The 15,070-nt window shown below is 39.1% G+C and carries 10 protein-coding genes; 7 read left to right on the top strand and 3 right to left on the bottom strand.

Features of this window, described 5'->3' with window-relative positions:
* Positions 1–2: 2 nt before the first annotated feature.
* From ACRD64_RS10800 to ACRD64_RS10770, 7 genes are all read left to right on the top strand, one after another.
* Entirely contained in the window at positions 3–3,161 is a 3,159-nt protein-coding gene (locus ACRD64_RS10800) for a glycoside hydrolase family 2 TIM barrel-domain containing protein (RefSeq protein ID WP_430933358.1), read from the top strand.
* A 33-nt stretch (positions 3,162–3,194) separates the two neighbouring features.
* Positions 3,195–3,821: a transposase gene (locus tag ACRD64_RS10795; RefSeq protein ID WP_430933357.1), complete on the top strand. Its 627-nt coding sequence runs from the start codon at positions 3,195–3,197 to the stop codon at positions 3,819–3,821.
* Positions 3,822–3,841: 20 nt separating this feature from the next.
* Positions 3,842–4,918: a glycoside hydrolase family protein gene (locus tag ACRD64_RS10790; RefSeq protein WP_430933356.1), complete on the top strand. Its 1,077-nt coding sequence runs from the start codon at positions 3,842–3,844 to the stop codon at positions 4,916–4,918.
* A gap of 21 nt (positions 4,919–4,939) precedes the next feature.
* Complete coding sequence (locus ACRD64_RS10785) at positions 4,940–6,043, top strand: glycoside hydrolase family protein (protein WP_430933355.1); 1,104 nt, start codon at positions 4,940–4,942, stop codon at positions 6,041–6,043.
* Positions 6,044–6,210: 167 nt separating this feature from the next.
* On the top strand, positions 6,211–7,653 hold the full coding sequence (locus tag ACRD64_RS10780; protein ID WP_430933354.1) for a sulfatase family protein: 1,443 nt from the start codon (positions 6,211–6,213) through the stop codon (positions 7,651–7,653).
* Between the two features lie 121 nt (positions 7,654–7,774).
* Positions 7,775–8,338 carry a hypothetical protein gene (locus tag ACRD64_RS10775; RefSeq protein WP_430933353.1) on the top strand — a complete coding sequence of 188 codons (564 nt, stop codon included), beginning with the start codon at positions 7,775–7,777 and terminating at the stop codon, positions 8,336–8,338.
* Positions 8,339–8,349: 11 nt separating this feature from the next.
* Entirely contained in the window at positions 8,350–9,066 is a 717-nt protein-coding gene (locus ACRD64_RS10770; protein ID WP_430933352.1) for a hypothetical protein, read from the top strand.
* Between the two features lie 79 nt (positions 9,067–9,145).
* Here the strand turns inward: ACRD64_RS10770 and ACRD64_RS10765 are convergent, their stop codons facing one another.
* The 3 genes from ACRD64_RS10765 to ACRD64_RS10755 form a co-directional block, all read right to left on the bottom strand.
* On the bottom strand, positions 9,146–9,772 hold the full coding sequence (locus tag ACRD64_RS10765) for a LysE family translocator (protein WP_430933351.1): 627 nt from the start codon (positions 9,770–9,772) through the stop codon (positions 9,146–9,148).
* A 199-nt stretch (positions 9,773–9,971) separates the two neighbouring features.
* Positions 9,972–11,477, bottom strand: a complete 1,506-nt coding sequence (locus ACRD64_RS10760; RefSeq protein ID WP_430933350.1) for a hypothetical protein — start codon at positions 11,475–11,477, stop codon at positions 9,972–9,974.
* A 442-nt stretch (positions 11,478–11,919) separates the two neighbouring features.
* Positions 11,920–14,970 (bottom strand): VPS10 domain-containing protein, encoded by a 3,051-nt coding sequence (locus tag ACRD64_RS10755; RefSeq protein ID WP_430933349.1) that lies wholly within the window; start codon positions 14,968–14,970, stop codon positions 11,920–11,922.
* Positions 14,971–15,070: the final 100 nt, after the last annotated feature.

Raw genomic sequence — 15,070 nt, 5'->3', positions numbered from 1 at the left:
CTATGATAAAAGCTACAAAACTGATATTATTAGCCTGCATGATATTCTGCACTAATATAAATGCACAAACAGGCGAAGAAAAAGTTTCGCTTAATGGTCACTGGAAATTCTATGCTATTTATGGAGAAGGTTCCAATTACATGAACATTCAAGAGACGAAAAGTGATATTGTGATTGACAACAATGATCCAGGTGTTGAAATGCAGGGTAATTGGAAGACATTGAAAACAGGAGCCAGAGAGTCAAAGTTTTACGGAAAGGATTATAAGCAACATTATTTTTCCTTAACCGACCTGAATGGAGGCGATAAAGCAGATAGTTCGTATTTTCGGTTTTTTCCCAACTTAAAAAAATCAGGATACTACGAGACCTTTGTAAAATATCCTTTTTCATCACACCTCACGGCCCAGTGCAATGTAAAACATGCTAAAGGTGTTTCAACAAAATTTGTGAGTCAAAGGGTTTTTTGTGGAGAATGGAATAGCCTGGGTATTTATGAATTTAACAAAGCTGATAATAACTATATAGAATTAACGGCCATTGTGAGTGGCGCTGTGGCAGCTGATGCAGTCATGTTTAGGGAAATTTCCAAAGAGAAGTATCTAAAGGCCAAAGAAGAACCCACGCGTGTTTATTTAAGTGATTTTGACGATTCGGATTGGAGCAATTTGGCTGTTCCGGGACATTGGGGTATGATCAATGATTATTCAAACTATACAGGTATTGGCTGGTATCGTAAGATTCTTGATCTTCCTGCAAACTGGAAACAGAATTCAAATGAAAGATATTACCTGAAATTTGGCGGTGTTTATCATCTTTCAAAAATTTATCTCAACGGAAAGTTTATTGGAAAAAACAGGGGCGGATTTACCCCTTTTGAATTTGATGTGACCGATGTTTTAAATTTCAATGGAAAAAATGTGATCGCTGTTCAAGCCGATAATAGTGCAATTGTTGGTGCAACATGGAACTGGGGAGGTATCATAAGAGATGTTACTTTAACCAAAAACAATGATGTTAGAATAAATTATCAATATATACATGCAGACCCCAATCTGAAAACAGGTTCCGCAAACCTTAAAGTAAAGGTGAGAATTGAAAATAATTCTAGTGAGAAAAGAATCCTTAAAGTTAATTCCAAAATAATGGATAAAGCCAAAGTTGGGGCTTTAAAAGGTACTGTTGAAATTGAACCCAATAAGGTAAAGGATATACACTTAGAAACGGTTTTGAAATCTAAAAATGTAGAATTATGGCACTTTGACAATCCTAAATTGTATCAAATTGAAACTACCATCTCCGAAGGAAAAATGGTATTAAATAAAAGACTGGATAATTTCGGGATACGAAAAGTTGAATTGACAGCATCTAAAATGTTATTGAATGGTGAACCCGTTCGTTTGGCTGGTTTTAACAGAGTGAGTGAGCACCGTTTCTGGGGTTCTTCTGAACCTATAGAATTGTTGGAGAAAGATGTTGACCTGATGAAAGAAGCAGGAGCAAATTTTATGCGTATCATGCACGGGACTCAAAATAAAAAGCTGATTGATTTATGTGATAGAAAAGGGATTTTACTTTTCGAAGAAATCAATGTGCGAGATTTAGATAATGATGAATTCAGAGCTAGCTACTACCCGGTTTCTAAGTTAGAGAAAGAAAAAGGGATTAAGCTTAATAGTGAAGATGAAGAAATATTAATGCTTGACGAGCCCTACGTTATGCTTACCGAAAAGCATGGAATAGAGATTAAAGAAAAGAACTATTTTTTGGCTAAATATTGGTTGAAAGGTATGATTGAACGAGACATCAACCATCCCAGCATAATTGGTTGGAGTGTAGGTAATGAGCTAAATAATCACTTTTATTATGGTAAAGCGGCTATTGAATATGTAAAGAAGGAACTGGATCCATACAGGTTAGTTACCTGTGTAAGTAATTCGGGACAAAAAAAGGAATACACTCCAGAAACCGACGCAAACACGCATGTAGATTTAATCATGCATAACATGTACCGATGGCAGGGAGATCCGCAGGAAATAATAACTACATTAAGAACAAAATGGCCCGATAAACCAGTTTTTATTTCTGAATTTGGTTTCGACCCGTTCCCCTCAACCGCACTGGATTCGGATAAAGAAATTTTTTCGGAATGGACGAATAATTTCAGACATAAAAATGAATTTGTGATTGGAACATCCATGTGGACATTTAATGATTACAGGAGCGGGTATGCAGGAACAACCGCTGAAGAAAACAGGGTGTGGGGAGTCATTACTTCCTGGAGACAGAAACGCAGGTTGTTTCCACGCATTAAAAGGGAACATGCCCCTGTTTTGGATATTGAAGTTACAGATATCGATTTTGAGAAAAATACGGCTGACGTGCGCATGCCCGTAAGAAGTGCCAGTGATTATCCCAGTCACGCCATGCGCAACTATAAATTAGTTTATCAATTTAGAAACAGTAAAGGGGATGTTGTTTCTAAAAACGCTATTGATTTACCCGAAATACAGCCAGCGGATAAAGAATGGAAAGGCTCAATTTCGTGGAAAGATTTGCCATCCGACATTATAGATTTTACCGTTAGCCTGGTAACACCAACCAACTATTCAAGGTTAGATAAAACTATTTCATTTCAACAGGCGATAACACCAGAAATATCAGAAATTATTCCAGGTAAAAATGCAGTGAGAATACTGTTTAATCAGGTGCCTAATGCCACGGAATATTTCGTCACGTATTCGGCTAATGGTGTCGATGTAAAAGAATCCTACAAAACTGTGGATAGCTATATAGATGTTATGGGAATTGAGGAAGGTAAAAAATATGAGTTCCAACTGTATGCTATTAACGACAAAGGAGTTAGTAAGCCGTCAGAAATGGTTAAAGCAACAACAAATCAAAATGCATTGCCCCCAATTATTTGGGATTCATTTATTACCGATAATAAATTGGTGATTGGTTATTCCAGTGATTTTAATGATGGTAATTATACCATAAGGTATGGTGTTGCAAAGGATATGTTAGATAAAGAATTTACCTCAAATGTAAGAGGTATGGTATCCATCGATTTAAAGGGAGAAGAAAAGGTTTATTTTAAGATGAAGCGAGAAACGGAAACTGGTGAGAGCGTGTGGTCAGAGGTGGTTGAGGTTAAATAAGGAATTATACCAGGTTTAATGGTAAATTGTAATATGACCGATAAATTTCAAAATAAATACAGAATTGAATCCACAAGATTACAGAATTGGGATTATCGATGGAACGCACCCTATTTTATAACCATTTGTACCAAAGACAGAGAACATTATTTTGGAAAAATACAGAACAATAAAATGGAATTGTCATCCACAGGTGTAATTGCCGATATATTATGGCAAGAAATAACAAACCATTCCCATAATATTGAATTAGGTGAATTTGTGGTAATGCCCAATCATGTGCATGGTATTTTAATTTTAAATGATTGTACAAACGATAGTGACGTGGATGGACGTAACGTGGACGAACGTAACGTGGACGAACGTAACGTAGAGACAGGGCATGCCCTGTCTCTACAATCACAACAACAATCAATGCCATCATCCGACAATCAAACCATTGGTAAAAATCGTTTTCAAAATATTGGTAAAAATTCCGTGTCATCGGTTATTGGTTCATATAAATCGGCGGTTACCAAACATGCACATCGGTTGGGGTACAAATTTGCATGGCAAACACGTTTTTACGACCACATTATTCGCGATAATGCTGAACATCATCGTATTGCAAATTATATTAATAACAATCCTGCTAATTGGGGAAAAGACAAATTCCGATGATAAAAATCAAACAAAAAAACATGAAACATTTAATTACAATAATCACAATTCTGATAATGGTTTCATGTCAACAGGAACCAAAACAAACCAGCATCAAAATCAAATTGGGTAAGGTTGCCAACCATTCCATTTTTAGCGGAGGTGATTCAATAACCCATTGGGGAGGATCTTTAGTTAAAGGTCAAGATGGCCTCTATCATATGTTCTATTCGCGTTGGAAGAAAGATTTGGGATGGGCCTGGGTTACGCATTCAGAAATTGCTCATGCTGTCTCCGAGTCTCCGTTTGGTCCATTTAAACATAAAAATATAACCTTACCTGTTCGGGGAGAAGAATACTGGGATGGCTTATGCACCCATAATCCAACCGTTCATAAATTCAATGGTAAATATTACCTGTATTATATGGGAAATACAGGAGATGGAAAAAATCCTTGTTCTCCCGGTAAATTAAAATACAACTGGATGCATCGCAATAATCAGCGAATTGGTGTTGCTGTAGCTGATGATCCTAATGGTCCTTGGAAACGATCTGATGATCCATTGATTGATGTTAGCCCCGATAGCACTGCCATGGATGCTTTATTAGTGAGCAACCCATCGGTTACCCAACGACCCGATGGTAGTTACCTGATGGTTTACAAAGCGGTTGGCAAAAAGAAAAAAAGGATATCAGGAGGACCGGTAGTACATTGTGTGGCCACATCGGATAGTCCGACTGGACCTTTTAAAAAATATGATTTGCCGGTATTTACGGCCGAGGGACACGATTTTCCAGCGGAGGATCCTTCCATATGGTTTCAGGATGGAAAATACAGAGCCATCGTAAAAGACATGCATGGAGCTTTTACCAAAGCTGGCCAGGCATTGGTACTGTTTGAATCCGAAGATGGTTTTGATTGGAAACTGGCTGACAACCCATTGGTTTCGAAGTTACAGATAAACATGGCAAGTGGTGAACTTATAAAATTAAAACACCTTGAACGTCCTCAAATATATAGAGAAAACGGTAAGCCGATTGCCTTAGTTTGTGCAGCGGATACTATGGATTCAAATGGTGTGTTACATGCCTGGAATGTTCAAATTCCATTAAAATAATAATTCTAAAAAGTTATAAAAATGAAAAATGTACTATTTGTACTCATTATGTTTGCCCTGATTTCTTGTCAGGATAAAACAGAACAAATTCCTGATTATAAAATTGAATTCGGAAAGGTAGCTAAACATTCCGTGTTTAGCGGTGGTGATACCCTTAGTCATTGGGGTGGCTCGGTTGTTAAAGGACAAGACGGATTATACCACATGTTATACTCACGCTGGCCTAAACAAATTGGCTGGGAATGGGTGAACTATTCGGTAATTGCCCATGCCACTTCTAAATCTCCTTTTGGGCCATACAAACACGTTGATGTAGCTTTACCGGATAGAGGTACTGAATACTGGGATGGTTCTGCCACACATAATCCAACAGTGCATAAATTCAATGGCAAATATTACCTGTACTATATGGGAAACATTGGTGACGAAAAGATTGTGAGTGTTCCCGGAAAGGCACGCATTAACTGGATGCACCGAAACAACCAGCGTATTGGCGTGGCGGTTGCTGATGATCCTAATGGTCCGTGGAAAAGATTTGATAAACCAGTATTGGATATTACGCATAACGACTCTACGGCTCACGATGCTTTGATGACTTCGAATCCTTCAGTTTGCCAAATGGCAGATGGTAAAATACTAATGGTTTATAAGGCGGTAGGAAAGAAATTTCCATTACCCCAAGGAGGTCCTGTAGTTCATTGTGTGGCTATCGCAGATTCTCCTACCGGTCCGTTTAAAAAATTCCCGGATCCCGTATTTTTAGAGGAAGGCGTTCGTTTCCCTGCAGAAGATCCTTATATATGGTATGCAGATGGTAAATATCGTGCTATCGTAAAATTCATCAAACACGAAGGTAAAAAACGTATCTTCTCTTTGGTACACTACGATTCTATGGATGGAATCGATTGGCAGAAAGCGAAAAACTTTGAAATTTCTGATCGTAGTTTCACCTGGGAGGATGGTACTACCCAACAGTTCGACCACCTGGAACGACCTCAGGTTTTGGTTGAAGATGGTAAGCCCATTGCTTTAATTTGTGCAGCAGACACCTACGATGAGAATCATGTACGTCAGTCGTTTAACGTGCAAATTCCTTTAATTATAAAGAAAGAATATAAGAAGTAGACAAAATTCAGTATAAAAAGCGAATTGCTTCCAGGCATCCTCGCTCTAGATAAACGAAAACGTCATGTAAGTCAGCTCTTCCCTTGGCGCTGAAACCGGGGAAAATACTCAGCTACAGGCGGAGGATGGGGGTCTTAAAATATTAAATTGCAACAAAACCATTAATTATGAAACTAAAATCAATTATCTCTTTTATGATGCTACTTGCGGCTGTTCTTCACATTTCGGCCCAAAAGAAACCCAACATCCTTTGGATTTATTCCGATGATATAAGCCTGGAACTTTCCTGTTATGGTAACCCTGACGTTAAAACGCCTAACCTTGATATGTTGGCATCCCAAGGAACAAGATATACTAAAGCCTATACCACAGCCCCGGTTTGTTCTTCAAGTCGTTCTTCCATCATCACAGGCATGTACCCAACGGCTATTAACTCTCTCGATCATCGTACGATCAACAAAATGGAGCTTCCTGAACATGTAAAACCGGTAACCGAATACTTTAGAGAAGCAGGTTATTTCTGCTCCAACATGGATAAGTCCTTTAAAAAGATGGGGAAAACCGATTTCAACTTTCTAACCAAAAACATTTTTGATGCCATTGACTGGCAGGATAGAGATAAAGACCAGCCATTTTATGCACAGGTAAATATTAAATATCCTCATCGTGATTTCGATTATGACAAGGATAATCCGATTGATTACAAAACAGTAACATTACCAGCATGTTATCCCGACCATGAGCTTATTAAAGCAGATTGGGCCATGTACCTGGAAAGCATTCAGCACTTAGATCATGTAATCGGAAACATCATCCAACGCCTTAAAGACGAAGGAGTATGGGAAAATACCATTATATTTTTCTTCGGAGATAATGGCCGTCCTCATTTACGCGATAAACAGTTTTTATACGAAGCAGGACTGCATGTGCCGTTAATCGTTTACAATCCATTTAAACCTGAAAAAAATAAGGCAAGTACGAAGTTGGTTAGTATTATCGATGTGACAACTACTTCACTTGATTTGGCAGGAATTAAAGTGCCTGAACATATGCATGGTAAGATATTTATGGGGGAGAATTCCGAAAAACGTGAATACATTTATGGTTTTCGCCAGCGATGTGGTGATGCACCAGATAATATCAGAAGTATTACGGATGGTCGCTACAAATTAATTTGGAACAGAAGACCCGATCTTCCTTACATGCAGTTAAGTAGTTACAAGCGATTGCAATATCCGGCATTTACGGTTTATAAGTATCTTCACTCAAAAGGAGAGTTAGCAGCACCTTTTACAAATTTTATGGCAGAAGAAAGGCCTGAGTTTGAATTCTATGATTTGAAAAAGGATCCTATGGAGTTCAATAATTTAAGCGGAAGTCTTAAACATGCTAAGAAAGAGAAGGCGCTAAAATGCCAATTAATATCAGCTTTAAAAGAATTCGAAAAAGGTATGGTAGAAGAAGATGAAGCTACCATCACCAAAGCCAAAGAAGGATCGGTAGCCTGGTTTACCAAAGCGATGGCCAAAGAAGGTTATACAGGTAAGATTAGTGATGAAGAAATGATGGAATTTTGGTATCAAAAGCTCCTGAATAAGTCGTTTAAATAGCTAATGGCCATTAATACACAATTTGCCGGGTGATTATTTATGATTGACTAATACTCACCCGGTGTTTTATTTATAATTCTTTCTAAATTTGGAGACCTAAATTAATTCTACCTTAATCAGGATGTCTATTATAACACATAAGCAATTATTCTTCTATTTATTTATAGGTCTATTTAATATGGCTTGCTCAGCTTCCGATACCTCAAGTTCTTTATGGGAACACCTTCCATATGAATCCCAATTAGATGGTTCAAAAGGAGTAAAAGCTGAGTTCGTGAAAGAAACTCATAAGAAGACGCTTTATATGACCAATAGCCAAACAAGTAAATATAATTGGTGTTCTATCATTTCACCTGAAGAAGGATGGGATTTAAACGAATCAGCATTTATTGAAGCTCAGTTCACCAATGTTGGAGATTCAGAAATAGAGCTTTTGTTTTGGGTTCATGCCAATAAAGGATGGGATGCGGTGGCCTCCAGTGCGACTTTAATTCCAGGAGAAAGTCAGACCTTATCTTGTAACTTGTGGGAGGCTTTCCCCGATGGTACACCGAAGATTAACCCGTCTTGTATCGATAAAATTCAGTTTATGTTGGTGAATGCAAAAGCGGATGCCAAATTAGTGGTAGGTGGTTTAAAAGCCAAAGGTATAGCTAAGCCGTTCCAAGCTCCAAAAGAAGATTAGAAGTGCCGGATATGGAAATGGCCAAACCTGAAGCAGGGAGAAGAGTGACGTATTCGCTTCCCTATGAAGATAAAATATACGGATTATTATACCTACCTAATAGTTGGACGCCTGAGAAGACATATCCCTTAATCGTCGAATTTCCGGGTAATATTTTTTATACCACGGGTTGTTATTCAACGGGACGACCGGAGCAATGCACTATTGGTTATGGAATGAGCAAAGGAGAAAACGCGATTTGGCTTAGTTTACCTTTTGTCGCAGACAATGGTGTAGAGATTGCTGAAAGTGGTTGGGGAAATCCCGAGCATACCGCTGATTTTGCTTATCGCCTGGTAAAACGAGTATGCAAGGAATTTAATGCCGATGAAGAGAAAATTGTACTGACCGGTTTTTCTCGTGGCGCTATAGCCTGTGGTTTTATTGGTTTAAGAAACGATTCTATTGCCTCCCTTTGGAAAGGTATTCATGCCTGTCAGCATTTTGATGGCGATGGATGGGGAAAAACTAAAATGGACGATGCATTAGAAAGGTTAAAAAGGGCTAAACATATTCCTCAATTTCATACCGACAATAACAATCAGCAACCTAAACGGATGTTTCAAGACAATGGAATTGATGTTGTTTTCGAAAACTCAGGTCTGGGAGCTCATGCGTGTGCTATGTTTTTGGATGATAGGGAATCAACTGTTAAGCTAAGGGAGTGGTTCAACAAATTGCTAAAGTAGTTAAATTACCCAGGTTTTAAATTTTGAGAAAGCCTAAAGCTAGTTTTTGGAGGTTTAATGGGGTGCATTTCTGATTATGCTATTTCAGATATTTTATTCCTTCATAAATAAACATTAATGAAAAAACTAACAAGGCCGCACCTAATACCTTCATAATCCAACCATAAGCCTTCTGCCCCATAAATACTTTGGTACGAGAAACAATAATAGCTATAGTCACCTTTGAACCAACCAACATCACATAAAAAGAGCTCATAAATATGATGGCGTTCTGCAAACTTATTTCATAAGCCTTAAACAACAACGGAATACCCACTGTAGCCCAAAAGAGATATGGGTGCGGACTTAAGGAATTGGTAATAATTCCTTTTTGTATGGACTGCGATTTTTCATCTACTATTTTCAAGTTAAGTTTCTTGGTTTTTATAGATTCATATCCCAGGTATGCCACAAATGCACCGCCAACAAATGAAATCATGCCCAAAACAAGATCGAATTGTGAAAGTTCCTTGAATATAAAAAGGGTAATCAGTATAATGGGCAGATCAGTTATTAACGGAGATAGCGCAACTTTAATGCCTTCTGATTTATTATACTTTATCGTCTGTGTCAATACCAAGGTTAGCAGCGGTCCTGGCGATAAACCCGCCGAAAGACCTAGAAGTATACCCATGGATAAAAAATGAAAAGTGTTTTCTGTTAGCATTTAAGGATGAATTTAAAGCGTATCTGAAAAAATATAATGTGGAGTTTGATGATCGAGATGTATGGGATTAATGGCTTCTCTCATCGATACAGACTTCACGCCTGTGGCGCAACAATATTATCTCCTATTCCCCTAGGGCTTGCACCCTAGGCTAATTACTGCACACCTCCCGCTCAATCCGGACATGTATTGGGGCTCTCTACCCATACCAACGTCTTCTACGACCATTTAAGTTATTCAAAACATCGATTGTTGTATTTACATTGTTAACCACCTGGAAATCGAACATACCCACACAAATAAAATCAGCTCCATTTTCAAAGGCCCAGTTGAAACCATCCTCAGGTTTTATGGCTCCTGCTGCCAATACTTTAAACCCCATGACAGGAACCTTGGCATTATTTACGAAATCGATTGTTTTTTCGGGATAAGAACAGAAAAGGTTATCATGATACATATCGTGTTCTTTGTTCCTTCCTCCCATCACTTCAAACGAAGATCGGTTTTCCTTTGGGTGTGCCGACCAATATTGATCGTGGTGCATGGTTTTCATCCAATAATCTGGAATGATACCTGCATTCTCACACTCAACCAGGGCTTCCAAAGCATGAGCACCTATTCCTGCAGTATATCCTTGACGTCTGATTTCATCCACCATTTTATCTACCATGGTAATTTTACCGTCCCGAACCAGCACATCGGTTGAATTTCCAATGATCTGAATAATATCTACACCATAATCAATGGCTTTATTGATGTATACAAACGGGTTATCCTTATTGTGCCCAACCTGCGAGATAACCTTGATTTTACTTCCGGTAACTCTTTTATATTTCTGCATGGTTGCATTTGTAGGATAACCAATATTGATGGTATTTATCCCAGCCTCCTCAGCCAGTTGAAGTGTTTCAAATATCTTGGCTTCGGTATTATAAGCTCTGAACAAGCTCGAAACATAAATCAGGTCGCGCGAATGCGACCACCCTCCTATCAGGTTTCCGCCCATCACCAATCTACTGATTTCGTGCGCTCCAATTTTCCCTTTGGGCAGTTCTCCCTTTAACTCACTTATATCCGCTTTACCAATTTTAATGGTGGCTCCCGAAAGTGTATCAACTCCATATTTATTGTTTTCGTGTATAGCACCAACGCCAAATACACCTAAAACAGGAACAGTTATCAGGTTTCTAAGCGCTTCACGCCTGGAACTGTCCCTTTCATCATTACTTACTTTTTCCATATTACTTTTATGCGAAAATAACACAGACGATAAAGCAAATATCCCATAGCCCTTTTCTTTTATACTCAGTAATACAGCTAATATTGAAGCCTCTAAAAATATTCGGTTCACGATATAAAGGTTTCCTTCTGTAGCTCCAAACAAAGTTCCTCCAAATGGAGGATAGGCAAAATAATAAAGGGTTAACAGTAGAATAGCTGAAATAGAAGAAATACGAATGGCTACCCCCAGAAAAAGACTAAATCCGATAAGAACTAATCCATACATGTTTGCAAGATCAACTACTTTTAACAAGGTTTCGGATTCACCTAACCCATGGTAAAAGTCTGAAAAAGGGCCAGTGGCCCCCATTAAGTAGGAAGCAGCGCTCCAGTCTTGAATTACTATTTTTGAGATACCTTCGTACAAGAAATGCCAACCAATAGCTATCCTTACTGTTGTGATTGTAATCTTTTTCCAGTTCACGATCTATGTTTTGGGGTTTATCAATTTTGTCGTCATTTCTCTAAGTTATAAATATTAAGTGTTCTTCCATATGAATTAGGTAAACTAAAGATGGTTAGGATTTAAAAATATATCATGAAACGATGAATCACGAGCACGCACATTAGCGCCTTAATTAAACCCGCAATATGCATTAGAAATTCTATTACACATTGAAATTACTTTGAAACAAGACACTTCGTTGCATCACTTCAACTCACCAGAACGATGCTCCCGAAAGTAATCGGGACAAGTGATGCCTCGTTTGGGTTGACTTGTTTTATTGTACTTGCAATGCGCATGACGAACCCCCAGTGCATAATCCGGGTTAAACCGAGTTGCCAGGAAAAGTTCAAAGGAAGCTTTGGTAAAACCCCAAGGCTCATTTGTTAAAAAAGGAACTTCTAATGGCTTTTTTTACCACTTATTTTTTTAAAAACCTAAATGATTTAACGTCAGAATTACTATTCACGCGCAACATATACACTCCCGGCAAAAGGTCAGAAACATTTAGAACATCCTTATCTCCGTACATTTTTACTGTCTGGCCGGAAATATTTATCACCTCTGCATAGGCAAATACATCTAGGTTTTTTATGGATAATGTTGATATTACAGGATTGGGAAACAGGTAAGGTTCATCTGCTTTAAATGGCCTAACAGCTACATCATTTGCAACCGTAATCACCGCATAATCAGAATACCTTCCATCTGCGGTTGTAGCCCAAATTTTCGTATGGCCTCCTTTAACGGGAGTTACCATCCCGTTTCCATCAACGGTAGCAATATCCGTATTTTCTGATTTCCAAATGATCGTCTCTCCGGTAAAATCAGAATTTACAATTGAAGCACCTAATTGAACAGAAGCTTCATTGTTTGCTTCAACAACATGAGGTGTTACTTCTACCACCTGCACCTGGTCTCCGTTTTCAATGGTACCTCGATAAAACCCGGTACCCTTAGTTGCCAGCCACATTTTTCCGGCATCTAAAATATCGAATTTGATATCCTCAATTTCTTGGGAAATTACAATGTTTTTATTGCTTTTAGCCCAGGTAATACCACGGTCGCGACTCACAAAGACACCCGGATTCTTTGACATGAACTTACAGGTAACCACCATAAGGTTGTGGTCGAAAGGAGAAATATCGATACATTCTGTTCCCTGGTATTCAAATATCTGGGTCCAGTTGTCACCAAAATCATCGGTATACCAAACTCCGGCACCAGCTCCCCTATACCCGGTTGTAATATATATACGATTGGTATGGTCAATTTCAATAAACTGAACCCCTTTTACCTCTGAAGGGGTATTCACTTTAGTCCAGCTTGCTCCCCTATTGGTTGAATGATATAATCCTCCTGAAGCCTGAGGCGGTTCATAGGAGAATTCATAATTTTCAGCAGCAGCAAACAAAGAAGCCATGGAATTATCTCTCGGGTCGAACTTAATATCGTTTATCCTTGCCGGTGAAGGCAAGCCACTATTGCTTTGCCTGAAGGTTTTGCCATAATCATCGGAATAAAAGAATCCCCCTTGTGTTCCTTTTGACGGATCAACAATTCTGGTAATTCCATGGTACATGTATTTATTATTGATTGGATCAATAATAAGTCCGTTGGTATAAAAATCATCCAACCATGCATTTGTGGCAGGAGTAGCAACTCCATAATTTTCCCAGGTCTCTCCCCCGTCCGTACTCCTAAAAATGTTCTGTTTGTTTTCTTGCCGGCTTGAAGTAGCATAAACTATCTTCGCATCATAAGGATCATAGGCCAAACAATTAACACTTGGCTGTGTACTGTCGACAAACTTGATTGCTTGTCTTTCATCGGGACTATCATCAGTAGGAATCCAAAGATTATGTTCCCCGGAACCTAGAAGTGTTGATTCATAACGCCTGTCCTGCGCAATGGTTAGGCCAGGCAGATTACTATTTCCATGGCCAACAATGGCTCCTGAAGAAGTATAATCTTCATCCACTTGTTTCCAGGTAGCTCCGTGGTCAGTGCTTAACATAGTACTGTGATCCGAAATAATCATTACACTACCATTCACACCTACATCCACCCCCCTCATCGAACGCAAAGCATAATCAGTACCAAATCGCATGTGTGGAGAAGCATGACCTACTTCCATATTTTCGTGCCATGGGTTACCTCTCTCTTCCCAATATGCTTTATCGGCCTCCCAGCTATCCTCGTACAAACGGGCTGTGTTAATCCACTTTTCGCCATTATTACTTGTGGTCCATAATCTTCCCGGCATAATTGAGTTGGCTACCTGAGGGTCTGCAAAACCTATATACAAAGCCCCTTCCCTACTTGGGTCGGTACTCAACATATTAAAATACTGCAACGCGCTTGTTGGAAGCGAAGGATACGTCGACTTTGCTACTGATTCGGTTATCCCTAGCCACTTAGCAATATATTTGTAGTAATTACCTGGAACTCCACCAGTTAATCGATTGATATCTAAACCCAAATCACCGTTTATCTTGGTCCAGGTTGCTCCTCCATCATCAGAAAAGAAAATACCGCCTGTACATTTTGTAGTTGTTCCGTCCGGAAGGTAATGTACCTGATCTATCACATATAGCGTAAATTTACCCGAAGATTCGTTATAGTAAAAATCCATATCCATGATGATATCATTGTCCAATTTGCCACTCGAAACTTGCGCCCAGCTTGTTCCTCCGTTTTCCGATTTGTACACGCCATAATTAGACGAAGCAAAAACCTGCTGTGAGTTTTTAGGGTTTACAACGATGCGTCCAATTTGAGCTTTGGGATCCAGCCCTGAGTTAACCAAAGTCCAGCTTGTCCCGGCATCTGTTGTTCGATACAGTTCTCCCTCGTGTATCGCTGTTTTGCCTCGAGGGTTATCTTTGGTTACATCCTGATAACATGACATCCAATCCTGTCCACGTACGTTGGACCCTCCGGCCACAAACCAAACATCGGCATCGTTGGGATCAATGGCGACAGCAGCCACCTTTTTTTTCCAGGCCGACTTGTCAGTTCCATCTGTATCCTTGTCGTACCAGGCACAGTTTGGCACTACAGAAAAGGTGCGGCCTGTATCCGTGGACATCCACAACTCCGAAGTAGCTATAGCAATAGCCAGTTTAGGATTGCTGACAGAATACTCAATATCGAGCATACGTCCAAAACCGCCATCTCCATCCGGGTCCACGGTACTATACCAGCGTTTACCATTATCATCACTTTGGTAGTGATTCCACATATCCTGACAAAAAGCTACCTTGTTAGGTATTGTCGGATGATAACGCAGCAAGTTGGCAAAACCTGAATTCCCGGGAGATACCTGTTCCCAAATAATGGTATTACCAGACTCGACACGTTCATTTTTTAATTGATCCCAAAATTGCGCAGTACATAACGATGATTGAAATGATACAACAGCACCCAGCATCAAAAGAAATATTCTTTTTTTATATTTAATATTTTCCATGTGAAAATTGACTAATTAACAAGCCTAACGATTTATCCGTTAAAATTGAGGAAAATGCGCTGATAAGCTGGATACATTTTATGGCGTTTACAGGGGTAAT

Source organism: Saccharicrinis sp. 156 (assembly GCF_050589685.1).
Classification (GTDB): Bacteria; Bacteroidota; Bacteroidia; order Bacteroidales; family Marinilabiliaceae; genus Saccharicrinis.
The sequence above is the reverse complement of the archived record's forward strand: the minus strand, read 5'-3'. Positions and strand labels throughout refer to the sequence as shown.